Raw genomic sequence first — 19,729 nt, 5'->3', positions numbered from 1 at the left:
CCACACAGGAGTTTCACGCAATGTCGACCAAGGCCGTTTCCGACGCCACTTTTGCCTCCGAAGTTCTGGGCAGCAGCAAGCCCGTCCTCGTCGATTTCTGGGCGGATTGGTGTGGCCCGTGCAAGATGATCGCCCCCGCGCTTGAGGAGATTTCCGAGGAACTGGCCGACAAGGTCGAGATCGCCAAGGTCGACATCATGGAGAACACCGATACGGCCAGCCAGTTCGGCGTGCAGTCGATCCCGCTGCTGATCCTGTTCAAGGACGGTCAGCCGGTCGCCCAGAAGCTGGGTGCTGCGCCGAAGAGCCAGATCAAGGGATGGCTCGAAAGCGTTCTTTGATTTCGAAGCAATTGCCCCCGCGAAAGCGGGGGTTCTTGTATCAGGCCGGCATGCGCGAAAGACGCTCGGCCAGTTCGTCGAACAGCCTGGGGCTGGCAGCACCGATCAGGCCCGGCTCAAGATGGCGGTCGACGCGGTAGGGCGAACCGTCAGGTCGCGCTGCCTTGCCGCCTGCCTCGTTCAGGAACAGCACGCCTGCGGCATGATCCCACGCCAGTGTCTTCTCGAACAGGGACACGTCATTCTGGCCAAGAGCTATGCGGGGATACTGCTCGGCGGCGCAACGGGGGATATCGACCAGCGTGTAGTGCAGCGCGATATGCTCCATCAGCGACGCGCGCTTGGACTTGTCGACAAAGACCAGCGAGATCGCGGCAATCGGCGTGTCATTGCCGCTGCCTTGCGCGGTCAGCTTCTCGCCGTTGACCCAAGCGCCCTGGCCGCGATGCGCGGTGCACAGACGGCCCGAGAGCGGGTCGTAGATCCAGCCTGCAACAGTTTCGCCGCCCTGCGCCAAGGCAACCAGGATACCGAACGGCGGCTTGCCAACCGCATAGTTGTTCGTCCCGTCGAGCGGGTCGATGATCCAGCACAGCTTGTCGGATAGGCGATCGAAGATTGCCGGATCAGCATGGGCCGCTTCCTCACCGACGATCGCCGCCTCGGGCAGGATCCTTGCCAGCCCTTCGGCCAGCATGATTTCGCTTTCGGTGTCGGCAATGGTGACGACATCGTCGACGGCCTTGTTGCTCACCTCTTCAATGGCCAGCCGCTGGTAGTGCTTCAGCAGCGTCTTTTCCGCAGTGTCCCGCATGAGGGCGGCCACTGCATCGTCAAGGGACCGGCTCAAGACCGGTAATCCGCATTGATCGAAATGTAGCCGTGCGTCAGGTCGCAGGTCCAGACCGTGGCCGAGCCTTCGCCCAGGCCGAGATCGACCTCTATCGAAATCTCGCTGCCCTTGAGATGCGCGGCGACGGGCGCTTCGTCGTAATTGGCCAAGGGCTGACCGTCACGCGCTGCCCAAGTGCCGCCGAACCCGATCGAGAGGCGGTCGCGATCGGCTGGTTCGCCAGCCTTCCCCACGGCCATGACAACCCGGCCCCAGTTGGCGTCCTCGCCTGCGATGGCGGTCTTGACCAGCGGCGAGTTGGCGATGGCAAGCCCCACCTTGCGGGCGCTCTCGTCGGACACCGCGCCGGTAACGCTGACGGCGATGAATTTCTGCGCGCCTTCGCCATCCTTGACGACGAGGTGGGACAGCTCGCGACATACCTGTTCAAGCGCGGCGGCGAAGGCATCGGCACCGGGGCTGTCGAAGCTGGTCAGTTCGGCGTTTCCTGCCTTGCCGGTGGCGAAGGCGAGCACGGTATCACTGGTCGAGGTGTCGCTGTCGACAGTGATGCATGAAAAGGTCCGACGGTTTGCGGCCGAAAGGCACTCCTGCAGGAATGCCGGGCTGACGGCGGCATCGGTGAAGATATAGCCCAGCATCGTTGCCATATCGGGCGCGATCATGCCGCTGCCCTTGATGATTGCACTGAACGTCACACGGGTATCGCCGATCATCGCCGAAGCGGCCGCGCCCTTGGTGAAGGTGTCCGTGGTGCCGATGGTCCGGGCGGCGTCTTCCCATGAGCAGACTTCGGCCTGGAGTGCGGCTTCGATCCCCGCACGGGCCTTGTCCTTGGGCAGCGGCACGCCGATCACGCCGGTGGAGGAGACGAAGACGTGCTCCTTTTCGCAGCCGAGGTGTGCGGCGACTTGCGACATGATCTGCTCGACCGCCTCGCGGCCGCGATAGCCGGTGAAGGCGTTGGAGTTACCGGCGTTCACCACCAGCGCGCGGGCCTTGCCCTGCTGGACGTTCTGCCGACCAAGTTCCACTTCTGACGAGCAGCACACGTTGCGCGTGAAGACGCCCGCAACCGCCGTGCCCTCGGCAAGTTCGACATAGGTGAGGTCGCAGCGGCCCCAGTCCTTGTACCCGGCGCGCGCGATGCGCGGGGTTGCGCCTGCAATGGCGGGCAGGGTGGGGAAGGGCGTTGCGAATGGCGATTTTGCTTCGGACATGGCGATGCGCCTAGCGCGCAGGCGCTTCCGGTTCAAGTTATGCGCAGAACGCGGGTTTGTCGGCTTGTGCTTTGCAATGCACCTTGTAGCCTCAGTGGATGAATTCGATCCGATATCTTGCGGCCTGCGTGGCCTTTGTCGTTGTTCAGCAGAATGCATCGGCCGCGGAGCCACAATCCCCCAAGCCCATGGGAAACCCGGGCGAGTGGGTTACCACCCAAGATTATCCTTCCGAAGCCCTTCGGAACGAACAGGAGGGCACCGTCGCCTTTCGCATTCAGGTCAGAACGGACGGAGTTCCGTCCGGCTGTGAAGTCACCATGAGCAGCGGAAGTGCATTGCTTGATAGTGCCACGTGCGACCTGATCCAGTCACGGGCGCGTTTCAGCCCTGCCATGGATGGGCAGGGAAGGGCCGTCGTCGGGACCTATTCGAATTCGGTACGCTGGACGATCCCGGATGATCTTGTCCCGGCCTCGATTTCACCCACAACGCAAGTGCTGGCGTTTGTCGTTGACGAGCAGGGCAACGTGATCAACTGCCGCCAATCCATCACTACGCCGTCAGGTACGAGGGAGTTGCCAGGCGCCGGACCGTGTCCCGGCGGGCCCCCGAAAATGGCTCCGTTCAAGGACAAATCTGGAAAGCCGGTAAAAAGGCAGGTGCAGGTCACCACGAAGATAGAGGTGTTTGACGTCGCGCCTTGAGAGCTTTCCATATGGACGAACCGCGACGGAATGCCTATCTGTTGCGGCAATGCGCATGCTTCTTGCCCTTTTGGCCCTGATTACGGGTCTTTCCCTGCCCGAGGCGGCGCTTGCCGTCTCGCGCACGGAAGTGGCCGAAGCAGGCATGGCGACAGGCGCTTCAACTTCTGTCGAGCAGCGCCAGCAGCGTTGCGCGGCCCGCGGTGGCGCGGTGCCGCAGAAGCGCACGAATGCCCGCCGCAAGACGGTGTGGCTGCCCGCTCCGGCACTGATCCGGCCTTGCGGCATTGAATTGACTGACCGCGCGCGCGAATAGCGCCACGGACAGCATACCCTTACCGGCACGACACTGTCCGACGCTGCGCGCCGATGATGCGCATGGCCAACTACATCACAGATTCAACAGGAAAATCCGCCCATGTTCGGCTCTATCGCCAAGGCCTTGTTTGGCTCTTCCAACGATCGTTACGTCAAGTCGCTCGACAAGCTCGTTCGCCAGATCGCGGGTTATGAACCACACCTCCAGGCGCTTTCCGACGAGGAACTCGCTGCCCAGACGCCGAAGCTGCGCCAGATGCTGGCCGAGGGCAAGACGCTCGACGACATCATGCCCGAAGCGTTTGCCACAGTCCGCGAGGCTTCGGTCCGCACGCTCGGGATGCGTCACTTTGATGTGCAGATGATTGGCGGCATCGTGCTTCACCGCGGCGAGATCGCCGAGATGCGCACTGGCGAAGGCAAGACGCTGGTTGCGACACTGGCGGTCTATCTCAACGCGCTGGAAGGCAAGGGCGTCCACGTCGTCACCGTGAACGACTACCTCGCCCGCCGCGACGCCGAGACCATGGGCGTGCTCTACAGGTTCCTCGGGCTGACGGTTGGCGTGATCGTGCCGAACCTCAACGAGGAGCAGCGCCGCGAGGCTTACAATTCGGACATCACTTACGCGACGAACAACGAACTCGGGTTCGACTACCTGCGCGACAACATGAAGCACGAACGGTCGCAGATGGTGCACCGCCCGTTCAACTTCGCGATCGTCGACGAAGTGGACTCGATCCTTATCGACGAGGCGCGCACGCCGCTGATCATTTCCGGACCGACCGACGACAAGAGCGACCTTTACATCTCGGTTGACGCCATCGTGAAGCAGATCCAGCCCGATCTCTACGAGGCGGACGAGAAGACCAAGAACATCACGCTCACCGAAGATGGCGTCGAGTGGGTCGAGCGTGCGTTCGAGGAAGCCGGGTTGCTGGTCGGCTCGAACCTCTATGACGTCGAGAACACGATGGTGGTCCACCATCTCGACCAGGCTCTCAAGGCCAACGTCATGTTCAAGCGAGACATCGACTATATCGTCAAGGACGACAAGGTCGTGATCATCGACGAGTTCACCGGCCGCATGATGGACGGCCGGCGCTGGTCGAACGGCCTGCACCAAGCGGTAGAAGCCAAGGAAGGCGTGCGGATCGAGCCCGAGAACCAGACGATGGCCTCGATCACGTTCCAGAACTACTTCCGCATGTACCCGAAGATTTCGGGCATGACCGGCACGGCTGCCACCGAAGCGCCGGAATTCTTCGACATCTACAAGATGAACGTCGTCTCGATCCCGACGAACGTGCCGGTGCAGCGCATCGACGAGGAAGACGAGTTCTACAAGAACACGCTCGACAAGTTCGCGGCCATCGCGAAGCTGATCCGCGACAAGTACGAAAACGGACAGCCGGTGCTGGTCGGCACCGTGTCGATCGAAAAGTCGGAGCTGCTTTCCGAATTCCTGACCAAGGAAGGCGTGAAGCACAACGTCCTGAACGCCCGCTTCCACGAGATGGAAGCGCACATCGTGGCGCAGGCGGGCCGCCTTGGCGCGGTGACCATTGCCACCAACATGGCGGGCCGCGGCACCGACATCCAGCTTGGCGGCAATGTCGAGTTCCGCATCGAGGACGAACTGCGCGATCTGCCCGAAGGCCCGGAGCGCGATGCCGGGATCGCCCGGATCAAGGCTGAAGTCGCCGAGGAAAAGGCCAAGGTGCTTGCCGCCGGCGGTCTGTGCGTGATTGGCACCGAACGCCACGAAAGCCGCCGCATCGACAACCAGTTGCGCGGTCGTTCGGGGCGTCAGGGTGACCCGGGCATGAGCAAGTTCTACCTCTGCCTCGAGGACGACCTGCTGCGTATCTTCGGCCCTGACACGCTCTTCGCCAAGATGATGAACAACAACCTTGCCGATGGCGAGGCGATCGGTTCGAAGTGGCTGTCGAAGGCTATTGAGACCGCGCAGAAGAAGGTCGAGGCGCGCAACTACGACATCCGCAAGCAGGTCGTCGAATACGACGACGTGATGAACGACCAGCGCAAGGTCATCTACGAGCAGCGCGCCGACATCATGGATGCCGAAGCCGTGGGCGATGTCGTGACCGACATGCGTCACGATACGGTAAACGCCATCGTCGGCGACGCCTGCCCTCCCGGCTCCTATCCCGAACAGTGGGATGTCGAAGGCCTCAAGGGCAGGGTGCGCGATGTTCTGGGCCTCGAGGTTCCGATCGAGGACTGGATGCAGGAAGAGGCGATCGAGCCGGATACCATCGAGGAGCGCATCCAGACGCTCGCCGACGAGCATATGGACCGCAAGATCGGCGAAATCGATCCGGTGGCCTGGCGCAGCCTCGAGAAGTCGATCCTGCTTGAGCGGCTTGATCATCACTGGAAGGAGCACCTCGCGACGCTCGACGCGCTTCGCCAGGTCGTGTTCCTGCGCGCTTACGCACAGAAGACGCCGATCAACGAGTACAAGCAGGAAGCGTTCGGCCTGTTCGAGAAGATGCTCGATGCCATCCGCGAGGATGTTACGCGCATTCTCACGACCAGCGAGATCCGCCTTCGCCCGTCCGAGGAATTCCAGCTGCCCGAACTGCCGGATTTCCTTACGAGCCACATCGATCCTTTCACGGGTGAGAACGACGCGGCTCCTCTGGCGCCGGCGCCAACCATGTTCGGCGCTCTGCCTCCGCAGGCTGGCGGCGGGCTGACCGTCGGTTCGTCGGCGGTGGATCCCTATGCGGGCCAGGGCATCAGCCGCAACGCGCCCTGCCCATGTGGATCGGGGCAGAAGTACAAGCACTGCCATGGCGTTGCCGCCTGACCACTGGTTTCGGATTTTGCAAGGATGTCTTCGGTCAAGGCGATTTGATTCAAAGGCTTGAAACAAATGTTATTGTGCAATCGCCGGTCCTCGGCGATTGCACGATCCGCATTTGTTGCTAAACATGAACGAGCGATAAACAGAACAGAACGGGCCGCGTCGAAGAGTTATCCGACGGGGGCACTTGCAGAATGACGTTCAGGGAGATGCGCAAGCGGAGCTTGCTGGCAAGCGGAGGCGTTCTTGCCTTTGCGGCGATGGCCTCCACTACAGTTCCGGCGCTCGCGCAATCGGCACCCGGCCAGGCTACTACTCCGCCATCGCGCGATGAACTTCGCGGCATCACAGGGCAGGCTCCTCAATCTGCGCCACGCCTTTCGGTCAGGAACGAGATCGAGCGTTCGCCCTGTCCGCTGGAAGACCCGCAATATGCGGACATCAGGGTTACGCTGAGCGAAGTTACCTTCAACAACCTGAAGGAGATCGCACCGGACGAGCTTTCGGAGACGTGGAAGCCGCTTGCGGGAACGCCGCAGCCGATCTCTGTCCTGTGCCAGATCCGTGACGCTGCAGGAACCATGCTGCGCAACAGGGGCTACCTTGCTGCCGTTCAGGTGCCGACCCAGAAGATCGAGAACGGTCAGGTCCGGATGGAAGTGATCTATGCCCGGATCACCACCGTCCGAGCCCGCGGTGAGACTCAAGGGGCCGAGAAGAAACTGCAGCAATACCTTGGCGCCCTGACCGGCGAGGAAGTGTTCAATCAGCGCCGCGCCGAACGCTACCTTCTGCTGGCCCGCGATCTGCCGGGATACAATGTCCAACTTACGCTGAAGCCCGCAGGCACCGGAGCGGGCGATCTCGTGGCCGAGGTGAGCGTATTGCGCGAACCCTATGCTCTCGACCTGACGATCCAGAACCTTGCGTCTGAGGCTACCGGTCGATTCGGCGGACAGCTCCGCGGCCAGTTCTACGGGCTGACGGGAATGGGAGATGTCACGACGCTGTCCTACTATGCGACGTCCGATTTTTCGGAGCAGCATATCCTGCAGGGCAGCCATGAGTTCCGCCCCGGCTCACGTGGCCTCGTCGTCGGTGGCCAGTTCACCTATGCCTGGACCAAGCCCGATGTGGCGGGGCTTCCGGCCAATGTCTCGCTCGACGCGCGTACGCTCTATGCCAGCCTTCATGCCCGTTATCCGCTCCAGCGCTCGCTCGCTCAAAACATCTGGCTCAGCGGTGGATTCGATCTGGTCAATCAGGACGTCAACCTGATCGTGCCACTCACGCAGGACAAGATCCGCGTGGCATGGGGCCGACTGGACATGGACGCCGTCGACACGTCCCACGCCCAGCCGAGATGGCGCCTCGCGTCTTCGTTGGAAGCGCGCCAGGGGCTCGCCATCCTCGACGCGACGCGGCCGTGCGCAGGCGCTGCATGTGCCACGGCACTACCTGCCAGCCGTGCTGATGCCTCGCCAACCGCTACGGTCGTGCGCTGGCAGGGTGAATACGAGCGCGCGCTTGGCAAGGTATCTTTTCTTCTCGCCCCTCGTGCCCAGTACGCCTTCAAGCCGCTGTTCGCGTTCGAGGAATTCTCGACCGGCAACTTCACGATCGGTCGCGGGTTCGATCCGGGAGAGCTGATCGGCGACGATGCCGTGGGCGCCACGGCTGAATTCAGGGGACCGCGCCTTCCGATCGGGAGCAGCCGGGAAATCCGCGTTCAGCCGTTCGTGTTCGCAGACGCCGCGTGGGTCTGGAACAAGGGGCTTGCGGGATCCGACCGCCTGACGTCTGCAGGTGGCGGTTTCCGCTCCGACATTGGCTCCCGCTTCCGTCTGGAGGCGACGCTGGCTGTGCCCCTGGAAAAGGTCGGCCTCCAGGCCCGCCGTTCCAAGCCCCGCTTTCTCATGACTTTGACCACGCGATTGCTGCCGTGGAGGAACTTCTGATGCGCGCTCATGTAAAGGCCCCCCGCAAGCAACTGCTTTCAGCTTCCGGAATTGCGCTGGCGACGGCACTGGCGGCATCGGGTTCGGTTGCGCAGGCGCAATCGTTCCAGGCTACGCCGACATCGACGTTCGGCTCTGTCTCGATCAACACCGGTTCGGGCACGACCGACATCGTCGTTTCAAGCCCGAGCGCAGTCATCAACTGGACGCCGAACGATACCGCAGCAACGGGCGGGCCAATCATATTTCAGTCGGCCGGCACGACGGCTACGTTTACCAATAACCCTGCATCGAACGGCGACTTTGCGGTGCTCAACCGCATCATCCCTTCAGGATCGACACGTGCAATCCAGTTTGATGGGACGGTCGTTTCTCGTCTGCAATCAGCTGCGGGCGGCTCTGCTCCGGGCGGGACTGTCTTCTTCTACAGCCCCGGCGGCATCCTCATTGGCGCATCGTCGGTCTTCGATGTCGGCAATCTGGTTCTCACCACATCGGATCTCAATTACAGCACGACCGACGGCAGCTTCGACACCAGCGGCGCCTATGTCTTTCAGCCAGTCAGCGTGGCTGGCTCGCAGATCGTGGTCAGCGCAGGCGCTCAACTCGGCGCGACGACGGACGGCTCCTACATCGCCATGGTTGCGCCGGCGGTTACCAACAACGGCACCATCACTGTCAACGGTTCCGCCGCGCTCGTTGCTGCCGATGCTGCCACAATCACCTTTTCTCCCAACGGCCTGTTCGACATTCAGGTCGATTCCGGAACAAGCGCAACCGGCACAGTTGCGAGCAACAACGGTACGATAACCGGCCCAGCGGCGTCCAACCCGGACTTCTTCCATCGCATCTACATGGTTGCCGTCCCCAAGAACGACGCGATCACCATGGCCATCGGGGCCAGCAGTTCGCTGGGATTCGACATCGCAGGCGCGGCGGATGTCATTGGCAACACCGTCGTGCTGTCAGCCGGTAACGACGTGGCAGGCGGAACCGCGCAGAGCTTCGCCTCCAGCGGGGGCGGAACCGGGCTCGCAAACATTTCGGGTGGCGATGCCGACTTCACGTCGAACCTGGAAGCCCGGCTGACTGGACAGTTTCAGCTTGGCTCGGGGAGCAGCGCAGGTCTGGATTTCGCGTCCAACGTCTTTGCGAGCTCAACCGGTGGTGACGTCAGCGTCTTTGCGAATGCCGGTGGGCAGGTTTCCTTCGGCGCCAACGTCGAATTCCATGCTGATAGAAGTGGGTCGAGTGCTTCGGTTCTTGCTGTTGGCGGCAGCGCGCATCTTTATGCGACTGATGGCGGCACGATCGATGTCACGGGCGATGTGCACCTCAGCGCCAATGGCTTTGGCGCTCCAGCGATTTCGCCCGATACCAACGCCGGAGACGCGCAGGGCGGCTTTGCCAAGATCCAGTCGAACAATGGCGGCCAGATCGACATTGCCGGTAACGTCCAGCTTGATGCGATTGGCTTTGGCGGCCAGGCGCAGAGCGCGGGCACCGGCGCCGGAACCGGGACAGGCGGCACTGCGTGGATCCTTTCGACCGGTACGGGTGGTTCGCAGGTCAACATTCAGGGTACTGCACTCCTTGATGCCACGGGGCGAGGATATGACGGTGCCGGCTGTGTCACGTGCGCGCTTGACGGTGGTAGTGCGCAGGGGGGGCTTGCCGCAATTCGCGCCAACGGTGACTCCACCATAGCCATCGGCGCTGCTTCGGCACTGTCAGCCCGTGCGCAGGGGGGCAGTTCGGCAAGTGGCGCGGGCGGCAATGCCACGGGGGGGCTGATCAGCGTCTACGCGCTCGATACCGCCTCTCTGTCGCTGCAGGCTCTCGATGGTTTTGCAGATGCAATCGGTGGAGATGGTGCAACTGTCGGTGGCTCAGCGCTTGGCGGCAATGTTTCGATCTACACCATCGCCACCAGCGGCTCCGGATTGGTCATTAATGGACTGGCGCGTTTCGACGCTTCGGCCTTCGGGAGCAATGGTTTCGGATCGGTTGGATCATCAGGCAGTGCAAGCGGCGGTTCGGTCAATCTCTTCGCAAACACGACCAGTATAACGATCACTGGCGCCCTTGACGTAACAGCGAACGCCTCGGGCGCCTCTGGCACCGGTCTGACCACGCCGGCAACAGGCGGGTTCGTAGCTGCCGAAGCGCGCAACGGGGCGACCCTTTCAGCTTCATCGGGCATTTCACTGACCGCAAATGCAACCGGCGCCGTCGCGGGTGATACGGCTGATGCGGGCGACGCGACTGGCGGCACCGTCGATGTCTTCGCCAACGGCGGCACCGTCCAGACCACCGACTTGTTCATGTCTGCCAACGGCAGCGGCGGCGGTCAATTCGGCACAGGTGCCTCCGGGGACGGAACGGGTGGGCTCGCGCGGCTGCGAGTATCGACCGGAGGATCGCTGACGGCGAGCGGAGATATCGCCGTCGCAGCAACCGGACGCGGCGGGGATGCGTCTGACGGTACCGGCGCGGGAGGCGTGGGCACAGGCGGCACCGCGCGGATAGCCATGACTGGCGGACAACTATCGGGCGGCGGTTCGCTTTCCTTTGTCGCAGAAGGTTATGGCGGCCCGGGGATGATCGCCGGTTTCGGCCAGGGTGGTCTGGTCGATATTGGTATCGCTGACGCTACGTTCGCGACCAGCGGCATCTCCTATATCGGCGCGATCGGTTCAGGCGGTGACGTGTTTGGCTTTGCGTCCGGCGGCAGCGCTGGCGGCGCGACAGGCGGGGCGATTACGTTCAATGCCAACCGCAGCACGGTTCACCTCAGCCAGACTGGCAGCGTCACCTTCGAGGCGACCGGTTACGCCGGTAGCGGTCGGTCCAGCGCAGATGGGCAAGGCGGAACGATTACGTTCACAGTCGGGAGTTCGACCGTCGATTCCTTCGACGGCCTGAACCTTTTTTCCGAAGGAGTAGGTAGTGATGGCCAGTCCGGAGGAAATGGCGGCACCGGACGCGGCGGCACCATTTCTCTGAATGCCAACGCCAGTCTGACCGCGCCCACGCTTATCACCGCGCCTACAGTCTCGATCAGCACGACTGGCCGTGGCGGAACGGGCGGGACGGGTGAACCCATAGGAGAAGTCGGCGGCGACGGCGGCCTCGGGCAGGGCGGCACGATCAATCTGAATGCGGCTGTCGACGGTGGCTTGATCAGCACTGGTCAACTCAACGCAAATGCGTCCGGCGTTGGCGGCAGCGGCGCTCTGGGAACGATGAACTCTCCCACCGGTGACCGCGGTGGAAACGGCGGGGCCGCGCTTGGCGGACAGATCAATCTCAATTCTTTCGCGGCGTCAGGCGGCAGCGGAGCAGGCGGATACGAACTCGGTTTCGTCATCATCAACGCGGGTGCGCTTGGCGGCGCAGGCGGAGACGGAGGCGAAGGTCCGACGCCCGGCGCTGGCGGAAATGGCGGCTCGGCGACAGGGGGGACGATCAACCTGCTGTTCGACCGTGGCGGCAGTCTCCTCTCCTCCACTGACGGGTTCAATGCGCTTGCCGATGCCACCGGCGGCAACAGCGGAACTTGCGGCGTTACATGCAGCGCGGCTGGTGGAACGGCTGTGGGCGGCTCCATCAATCTGGGTTCGAACGGCGCGACCACCGGGAACGAGGTATCGTTCACCGCAGGCCTCAATCTTTCGGCATTCGGCAGCGGCGGCGGATCGTACGGTGCGGCAGGCGGCAATGGCACGGGTGGCAACATCGCCGTGCGGCTCGGATCGGGCCTGTCCTTCGCTGCCGACGATGTGACGATTTCGGCGACAGGCGAAGGTGGCGATCAGTTTACGTCGCTCAGCGGTGGCAACGGCGCGGGTGGTAACGCATCCTTCACCGCGTCGGGGACAAGCACCGCGGGCATCTCTGGCACATTGGCCATCTACTCGGACGGCACGGGTGGCGCTGGCCGCGATGTCGGGGCCAACGGTGGTAACGGAACCGGCGGTACAAGCCGTCTTTACAGCGACGGTGGAAGTATCACCATCGACGGCGGCGCCACCATCGAAGCGAGCGGCTTTGGTGGTGCCGGATACCTCAACGGACCGAGCGGCCTCGGCGGCGCGGGTACCGGGGGCACCGCATTGCTGACGGTCGGCACGCCTGATGACCTTGGCAACAACGGTAGCATCGACATCGGCGGGTTCACGTTCGTGACTTCCGAAGGCACTGGCGGCGACAGTTTTGCCGGCGGCGTCGGTACCGGCGGGTTCGTCGGAATTTCGGCCAGGCAGGGAACGCTCGTTCTCGGCCAGACATTCGCAACCGCTGACGGGTTTGGCGGCTTCGGCCAGTTCGGCGGCGCAGGCGGCGCTGCGCAAGGTGGCGAGGTCGAAGTGTTCGCCAACAGCGCGCTCGAAGGCGCGAGTTCTGTAACCATCAGCAATCTTGTTGCCGATTCATCGGCATTTGGGGGCTTTGGCGGATTGGCCTCGTCTCCCACCGGCAATGGCGGCGCGGGTGGCGATGCTACTGGCGGAACGGCCTTGATCTTTGGCACTGCAGGCAATGGCCAGTTGCAGATCAATTCCGTCAACGTCTCTACCGGTGGCTTCGGCGGCGGCGGGGGTGACGGATTGAACGGCGGAGCAGGTGGTGCTGGTGCCGGCGGTAGAGTCCAACTCGGAACCGCCAGCGGGCTCGCTACAGGCGCGATCAACTCCGGATCGGCCACCTTCGGGTCTGTGCTTACCAGCGCTTCGGGCGTCGGCGGGGATGGCGGTGCAGGCGATCTGTCCTTCGGAACGGGCGGCAGTGGTGCCCTTGGGGCGGCAGGTGGATCGACATTGCTCGTTCGCGGCAGCCAGGTAACCATCACAGGCAGCGGCAGTTTCAACGCCCATGGGACAGGCGGCAATGGGGGTGACGGCGCAACTGCAGGTTCCAGCGGCAATGCGACTGTAGGCACTAATGTCGCGACCGACCGGGTTTCTGGTGCGGCCCTGGTGGTTACCCACCGGTTCCAGCAGCCGGGCCAACTTGGCAGCCTGACCGCAGGCGATCTCAGCTTCAGCGCGATTGCGGTCGGAGGCACGGGGGCGACCTCTGGAACCGGCACCATCATCGGCGATGCCATCGACATGGAGATGAATGGCGGCAGCTTGACTGGTACGAATGCTTCGTTCGTCGCGATCGCCGATAACGTGGCTGCAGGCGCTCTTGCGGACTACGTTTCGTTGACCAACTCCACCGCGGACCTATCGGGCAGCCTGTTCCTCTCGACGCCCAATGCATTCTCGATCCTGCTCGATCAGTCCACGCTGACAGCCGCAAATGTGGCAATCGACGCGGGCAACTGGGTTCTTCCGGGCACGGCTCCGGCAAGCGTCGGGACTTTGACTGGCACCAATTCGCTGAGCCTCTCTTCGGGCCAGGATATTGTCGGCTATGCCAACCTGTCGACGCAGGGCTCGCTAACGCTGCAGGCACTGGGGCGGATCGATCTGGGTGCTCTCTTCGCCGTCGGCGCAATCGACGTGACGGCGGGAGGGGCCATAAGCCTTGGCGACCTGACATCCAGCGATTCCATAGATCTCGAGACGCTGGGCGTCACCGTGACCGGCAACATGACAGCAGCGACATCTGTCACCGTGCAGTCGGCCGGCAGCGTGACGACCGGCAATATCTCGGCCGGAACGGGCACGCCGAACAGCAGCAACGGCGATCTCTATTCGGTCGGGATCACGTCTGGCGGCAGCGTCCAGACAGGTTCCATCTTTGCAGCTTCGGACGCTGGAATCAGTGCCGTTGGCAGCGTGACGACGGGCTTCGTGCGAGCCTACGACACCCTGCTTCTGGCCGGAACTGGCGTCACCATCGACAGTCTTTCGATCGTCAATCGCAACCTCATTGCCAACGCTTCGATGGCCGCGCTGGGCCAGACGGCCAATGGCTTCGACAAGGAACTGGTATTTGGAGCAGCGCCCGTCGCAGTAGGTGGAGCAGTCCGGATCACAAACTCGTCCGGCTCCGGCAGCCTCACAGCAGCCGCGGGAGGCGATCTGACAACCGGCAACCTGTCGGTTTCCAACTCATTGAGATTTTCCGCGGGCGGAAGCCTGACTGTCGGGCAAGTCTCGGCGGGCTCGGGCACGCCAACCGCCAGCGGAGCGGGGCTGATCTCGATCGCGGCCGATGGCAATGTCAGCACTGGCAACCTGACCTCGAGCGGAGACGTCCGCGTTGCGTCCGGTGGCGGTCTCGGCACTGGTACCGTTGTCGGGTATGACGTACTGCTCGGCTCGGTTGGTGACCTCTCCATAACCGGTCTCAATGTCATCAACCGCGCGCTCGTCGCCAACAGTTCGATGCAGGCTTCGGGGCAGACCACGAACGGGTTCGACAAGGAACTGGTGTTCGGTGCGACGCCGGTGGCCCTGACCGGGGCGGTGACGATCTCCAACAATTCAAGCGTCGGTTCGTTGCGGATCGCCGCCGGGACCGGGGTGACCACGGGCAACGTGTTTTCTGGCGGCCGGATAGGGATAACGGCCAACGGTCCATTGACCTTCTCGAGCCTTCAGGCGCAGAACGATCGCATCGAGATTATCTCGCGCAATCAGTCGATTACCGCAGCCTCACTCGTTTCGGGAAGCGACATCCTCGCAAGTGGCGCCACGGCGCTTAATATCGGGACGGTGCGAGGCCGGGATGTGGTGCTGCTTTCAGGGGGAACCGCATCCGTCCAGACCGCTCTGGCAGGGGCCGTGTTCAGCGCGACGGGCCAACTGACGAATGCCACGGGCCGCTTGTTGATTGCGAGCAGTTCCATGCTGCCGACCACCGCGCAGCCCGGAAGTATCAACTACCCGGCAATCTTTGCGGCGACCCCGGCAGCTACCGGCAGCAATGTCACCATCGGCAATGTAGCGATTGCCGGGCGGATCGCAGTAGCCACGGAGGGCGACTTCTCCGGCGCAGGGATGCGGTCCTTCAACGACATCAAGATCGAGGCCGCCGGAACAGCGACGGTGGCACGGCGCTGGTTGGCCACGCAGGTCCGGATCGTGTCCGGCGACATTTCGATTATCGACAACGGTAACGCGACCCTTCCGACCGGCCAGACAATCCTTTCGGGTATCCAGACGGCGGAGACGGGCTTTGTCGACCTGATCTCCAATTCGACCAGGACCGCGCTGATCGGGGATGGGCTAGCCGCAAATGGCGGATACGCACTGAGCAATGCCGAGATCGGCCTCGTCTCGACCGGCGAGTTGGTCATCGCTGCGGTGGATCGCTCTGCCAACGCAACGGACATGTTGATTGGTAACGTTTCGCTGGTGGCGGGGGGAGCCATCGGATCGACCAATGTGGCGGGCACCACCGGCAGAGTCATCTTTGCCTCGGGCGAACTGCAGACGGAGATACCGGGCGGCGCAATCCGTGTTGTCGGCGCGATTACCGGGACCGGCTTTGGTCAGTCCAACGTTCTCGAATTCACGACGGGCCGTTTCGAGCTGGATGCCGCGACAGGATCGATCAATCTTACTTCGGCCAGCCAACTGGGGAGCACTGCCCCCCTTGGTGGCGTTCTGGAGATCAATGCGGACCATATCCATGTAGCGTCGGGCAGCATTCTCGAAAAACTTGCGGCAGATCCATTCTACGAAGGCCGGATCGCAGAGTTGAATGCGCCGGCATCTGTCCAGCGACCGGAAGGGGTGCTTCGCAGCCTGGGGCTGGACCTTTATCCGACAGGCACGCTCTATATCCAGAACACCGGCACGACGCTCAATCCGGCTGGCTTCCTTGCAGATGCCGACCTGACCGATGTGACCGCGCCGACCAACTCGGCGGCAGGATCAATTTCCATTGTTGTCAATGGCGCTTTCCAGACCCCTGACGGAATCGTTACCGGAGCGGCGGCACACGGCCTTGTGGTCAATTCGCCGGACGCCGACTTCACGCCCTTCACGGCTGACAGCCAGATCAACGGCTGCCTGTTCTCCGTGGCGTCATGCGCTTCTGCCATGGAGGGCCCCGATACCATCGGGTCTATTTCGGGCCAGATTGAAATTATCTCCAACGAAACGCTGGGAAGCACGCCGGCGTTTGTCGAAGAACCGTCTGGGCCGACCTCTGACGAGAATAGCGATGATCCTGCACAGGAAGAGCAGCAGCAGGAGGAGCGGGCTACCGAAGGGGAGGATGCAGCCTCCAGCCCAATCGCTCCGCCACCGCAGCTGATCGACAGCAAGCCTCTCGATCCCGTGGGGCAAATCGAGCAACCGGTGGCCGGCAGTGGCAATCCGGCCCTGATCGGGTCGGTCGTGAACGAGGACAGCGCGGAAGGAGACGCCCAGTGAACGCGCGCATAAAGACAATTCGCAGCAGCGCCATGATGGCGGCACTCCTGGCATCGGCGGCAACGCCGTTGCAGGCGGCCGAAGGGCAGCAGCCTCTGTCGATCCGCAACTCGTTCCGTGTTGGCAGCTCGGGTGTGACCTGCACCGCGCAGAATGCTCCGCTGGACAAGCGGCTGGGCGGTATCTTCGATCGTGGTTACCGGGTCAGTTGTCGAGACGCCGCCGGGGCAGTGGGCAGTCTGATTGCCGTGAGGCGGGACATCTCCATGGGCAACGAGCCCACCGGCCTTCCCGGCGTGACTTTGGCTTGCGGGGGCGAAGGCAGCGTCGCGATCGAAACGCTGGGCCGGGTTAGCGCAGTGAACTGCCGCGACCAGAACGCCAATGTCGAATACAAACGCTATGCGGTGAAGCGCGGCGGGACCACCTACTTTGTTGAAGGGCTTGCAGGCTATGATCCGGCGCTGCGACTGGCTCTCGCGAGCGTTGTCAGCGACAGTCCGGTGCCGGGCGAAATCCGCGTGGCGACGACCGAGGTCAGCGATCCTGCCGCCTTCGCGCGCGTGCAGGCGGGGCAACTGGATCGCCTCGGTGCGCGGGACGAAGGGTATTTGCGCAACAATGGCGGCCGCTTTGCCGAATCCTCGGAGTTTTTCGAGGCGTTGGCCAGTCGTGATCGCTCGACCGGTGGGGCAGGACTTGCAGAAGCCCTGGCCAATCAGGGCCTGCAGCAATCCAATCTCGGCAACTTCACGGCAGCCGACCGCCTGCTTTCACAAGCAGCTGGAGCGCTTTCGCGGGGGGACGGCGTGACGCAGCGCCTGATCCGCAACTATCGTGCAATCAACCGGCTCAACCAGCGCAAGGCTGCGGCTGCGCTGAAGGAACTGGCAACGCCCGTAAGCGCCGTCGGGGACGTCTATGACCGGACCAGCCTTGCGGCTGGGTTGATCAATGCGCCGCTGGCCGAACAGATCAACCGCGAGAGTTCGTCGCTCAAGCGGCTGGGGGCGGTCGATCCCGGGCTTACGGACCTTGAGCGCGCAGAGATCCTCGATGCGCAAGCCGATGCCCTGAAGGCAACGGCGGCGCGCGTTCAAGGCAGGCTGGATGAAGCAGTGGCAGGATTTGAAGGCGCCAGCCGGAGGCTCGAAGCGGTAAGGGGCGGGCGCGTTGCCTCCGCCGGCTGGCTGCGTGCAGAAATCCAGATAGAGCTGGCATTGCTGGCCGAAGCGCAGGGCCGCAAGGCTGACAGCGGTGCGGCTTTCGACCGGGCAATTGCCCTGATCGGTGCATCCTTCCCGCAATCACCGGCCTTGCTGGCCACGCAGGCCCGCAAAGCGGCGTGGCTTGGCCGCAGCGGCGACGAGGCCGGAGCCCTGGCGCTTTATGGAAAAGTCGTCGAGGAAAGCCTGTCGGTCCCCGATGCCGGGACGACATTGCGCGATCTGCTCGGACCCTATTTCGGGTTGCTGGCCAAGAGCAACGGACCAGATGCAGCCAAGGCAACGTTTGTGGCCTCGCAAGTGCTTCAGCGTCCGGGCGTTGCCCAGACGCAGGCAGTGTTGGCGCGCCAGATGTCAGAAGGCAATGACGAGGCAGCGGCGCTGTTCCGTCTGTCGCTGGTCCGCACCCGTGACATCGCCCGCACCGAGGCTCTGGTCGAACAGCTTTCAGCGGTTGCCATGCCTGACGAGAAGCAGAGAGCCGCGCTGGTTGCGGCGCAGGACAACCTTGCCTCATTGCGTCGCGACCAGACGGCTTTGGTAAGCAAGTTGGCGGCGTTTCCGCGCTATAACGTGCTGGCGCCGCGTGGCGTTGAGCTGGCTGAACTGCAGGCCGCACTCAAGCCGGGGGAATCCTATTACAAGCTGATGCTGGTGGGCGACCGCGCCTATGGTCTGTTTGCGACAAGTGGCGATGCGCGCGTCGTGGACCTTGGCCTGACGCCAGCGGCCTTGGCCAGGCAGGTTCAGGACATTCGCGATACGATCGTGAAGGTCGAGAATGGCCAGCAGGTCAATTATCCCTTCGACCTCGACAAGTCCCGCGCGCTCTACAAGGCCGTGTTCGGACAGGTTGAGGATTTGCTGCCCGGCACGCGTCATCTGATCTTCGAACCGGATGGCGCCATGCTGCAGCTTCCGCCAACGGTTCTGGTAACCGGCGACAAGGGCGTCGCGGAATACAAGAAGCGGATGGAGAGCCCGGACGGCGATCCCTTCGACTTCACCGGTGTCGAGTGGCTGGGCCGTGGGCGCGAGGTTTCGATTGCGGTGAGCCCGCGCGGATTTCTCGATATTCGGAAGCTCGCAGCCTCCGGGGCGCCGCGAAATTACCTGGGACTAGGGCATAATGCCAAGCCCACGCAACGGCCGATGGCGGCGGTGGCGGATGAATGCGATTGGCCGCTGGCCACGTGGCAGAATCCGATCTCGGCCGACGAGCTGTTCTTCGCGCAGAAGAAGCTCAGCCTGGGTGGTAGCGCGGTGAAGACCGATGCGCAGTTCAGCGACAGTGCCCTGCTGAGCGAAAGTGACCTCGATCAGTATCGCGTGCTGCACTTTGCGACGCACGGCCTTGTCACGGCTCCGCGCGCGGATTGCCCGGCACGCCCCGCGCTGGTGACCAGTTTCGGGGACATGGGTTCCGATGGCCTGCTGAGCTTCCGCGAAATCTTCGACCTGAAGCTGAATGCAGACCTTGTGATCCTTTCAGCCTGCGACACAGCCGGGATGGCAACGGTTGCAGCGAGCCGGGAGGCGGGCGTCACCACGGGCGGCAATTATGCGCTCGACGGGCTGGTCCGCGCTTTCGTCGGCGCGGGTGCGCGTTCGGTGATTGCCAGCCACTGGCCGGTGCCGGACGACTTCGACGCCACCAAGCGTCTGATCGGCGGTGTCATCGATTCCAAGCCCGGGCAGGAACTCGCAAGTGCTCTGGAGGGGGCTCAGGAAAAGCTGATGGACGATCCCAATACGTCCCATCCTTTCTATTGGGCTGCATTCATCATCGTGGGCGACGGCGCAAAGCCGCTGGTAACCGGCAATGCACCGATGACGACGCAGGCTTCGCGATAAGCGCAGCTTTCGATGCTGGTACGTAAAGGCCCGCAGGTGATCCTGCGGGCTGAACTTTGCGGTTAACGGGCCGTCCTCAATCC

At 63.0% G+C, this 19,729-nt stretch carries 9 protein-coding genes; 7 read left to right on the top strand and 2 right to left on the bottom strand.

Translation table 11 applies throughout. The features are described from left to right. Positions 1 to 20: 20 nt before the first annotated feature. Positions 21 to 341 (top strand): thioredoxin, encoded by a 321-nt coding sequence (trxA, locus tag AC1Q5P_RS01060; RefSeq protein WP_039332242.1) that lies wholly within the window; start codon positions 21 to 23, stop codon positions 339 to 341. A gap of 40 nt (positions 342 to 381) precedes the next feature. Here trxA and AC1Q5P_RS01055 read toward each other — a convergent pair whose 3' ends face one another. Together AC1Q5P_RS01055 and argJ are read right to left on the bottom strand one after the other, a co-directional pair. Beyond that, positions 382 to 1,155, bottom strand: coding sequence for an inositol monophosphatase family protein (locus tag AC1Q5P_RS01055; RefSeq protein WP_492517906.1), 774 nt, complete (start codon positions 1,153 to 1,155; stop codon positions 382 to 384). A 32-nt stretch (positions 1,156 to 1,187) separates the two neighbouring features. Next, positions 1,188 to 2,414: a bifunctional glutamate N-acetyltransferase/amino-acid acetyltransferase ArgJ gene (gene argJ, locus AC1Q5P_RS01050; RefSeq protein ID WP_492517905.1), complete on the bottom strand. Its 1,227-nt coding sequence runs from the start codon at positions 2,412 to 2,414 to the stop codon at positions 1,188 to 1,190. A 98-nt stretch (positions 2,415 to 2,512) separates the two neighbouring features. Here argJ and AC1Q5P_RS01045 point away from each other — a divergent pair, with 98 nt between their 5' ends. The 6 genes from AC1Q5P_RS01045 to AC1Q5P_RS01020 all read left to right on the top strand — a co-directional run bounded on the left by AC1Q5P_RS01045 (position 2,513) and on the right by AC1Q5P_RS01020 (position 19,646). Next, entirely contained in the window at positions 2,513 to 3,121 is a 609-nt protein-coding gene (locus AC1Q5P_RS01045; protein WP_492517904.1) for an energy transducer TonB, read from the top strand. Between the two features lie 49 nt (positions 3,122 to 3,170). After that, the gene (locus tag AC1Q5P_RS01040; RefSeq protein WP_039332248.1) at positions 3,171 to 3,437 is read left to right on the top strand and encodes a hypothetical protein; all 267 of its coding nucleotides are present in this window, start codon (positions 3,171 to 3,173) and stop codon (positions 3,435 to 3,437) included. A 102-nt stretch (positions 3,438 to 3,539) separates the two neighbouring features. Continuing rightward, positions 3,540 to 6,275 carry a preprotein translocase subunit SecA gene (secA, locus tag AC1Q5P_RS01035; protein ID WP_062344563.1) on the top strand — a complete coding sequence of 912 codons (2,736 nt, stop codon included), beginning with the start codon at positions 3,540 to 3,542 and terminating at the stop codon, positions 6,273 to 6,275. A gap of 257 nt (positions 6,276 to 6,532) precedes the next feature. Beyond that, positions 6,533 to 8,230, top strand: a complete 1,698-nt coding sequence (locus AC1Q5P_RS01030; RefSeq protein ID WP_492478033.1) for a ShlB/FhaC/HecB family hemolysin secretion/activation protein — start codon at positions 6,533 to 6,535, stop codon at positions 8,228 to 8,230. After that, entirely contained in the window at positions 8,230 to 16,566 is an 8,337-nt protein-coding gene (locus AC1Q5P_RS01025; protein ID WP_492517903.1) for a hypothetical protein, read from the top strand. The genes AC1Q5P_RS01030 and AC1Q5P_RS01025 overlap by 1 nt, the downstream gene beginning before the upstream one ends. Continuing rightward, positions 16,563 to 19,646, top strand: coding sequence for a CHAT domain-containing protein (locus tag AC1Q5P_RS01020; RefSeq protein ID WP_492517902.1), 3,084 nt, complete (start codon positions 16,563 to 16,565; stop codon positions 19,644 to 19,646). Before AC1Q5P_RS01025 ends, AC1Q5P_RS01020 begins: the two co-directional genes overlap by 4 nt. Positions 19,647 to 19,729 lie beyond the last annotated feature (83 nt).

The sequence above is a fragment of the Novosphingobium sp. GW835-FHT14H07 genome (assembly GCF_058793515.1).
This window is presented reverse-complemented; position numbering and strand designations above follow the sequence as displayed.

What these genes read in the sequence shown, in the direction of transcription:
- trxA (WP_039332242.1), top strand. Translation starts at nt 21, where the DNA reads ATGTCGACCAAGGCCGTTTCCGACGCCACTTTTGCCTCCGAAGTTCTG.
- AC1Q5P_RS01055 (WP_492517906.1), bottom strand. Translation starts at nt 1,155, where the DNA reads ATGCGGGACACTGCGGAAAAGACGCTGCTGAAGCACTACCAGCGGCTG.
- argJ (WP_492517905.1), bottom strand. Translation starts at nt 2,414, where the DNA reads ATGTCCGAAGCAAAATCGCCATTCGCAACGCCCTTCCCCACCCTGCCC.
- AC1Q5P_RS01045 (WP_492517904.1), top strand. Translation starts at nt 2,513, where the DNA reads ATGAATTCGATCCGATATCTTGCGGCCTGCGTGGCCTTTGTCGTTGTT.
- AC1Q5P_RS01040 (WP_039332248.1), top strand. Translation starts at nt 3,171, where the DNA reads ATGCGCATGCTTCTTGCCCTTTTGGCCCTGATTACGGGTCTTTCCCTG.
- secA (WP_062344563.1), top strand. Translation starts at nt 3,540, where the DNA reads ATGTTCGGCTCTATCGCCAAGGCCTTGTTTGGCTCTTCCAACGATCGT.
- AC1Q5P_RS01030 (WP_492478033.1), top strand. Translation starts at nt 6,533, where the DNA reads ATGGCCTCCACTACAGTTCCGGCGCTCGCGCAATCGGCACCCGGCCAG.
- AC1Q5P_RS01025 (WP_492517903.1), top strand. Translation starts at nt 8,230, where the DNA reads ATGCGCGCTCATGTAAAGGCCCCCCGCAAGCAACTGCTTTCAGCTTCC.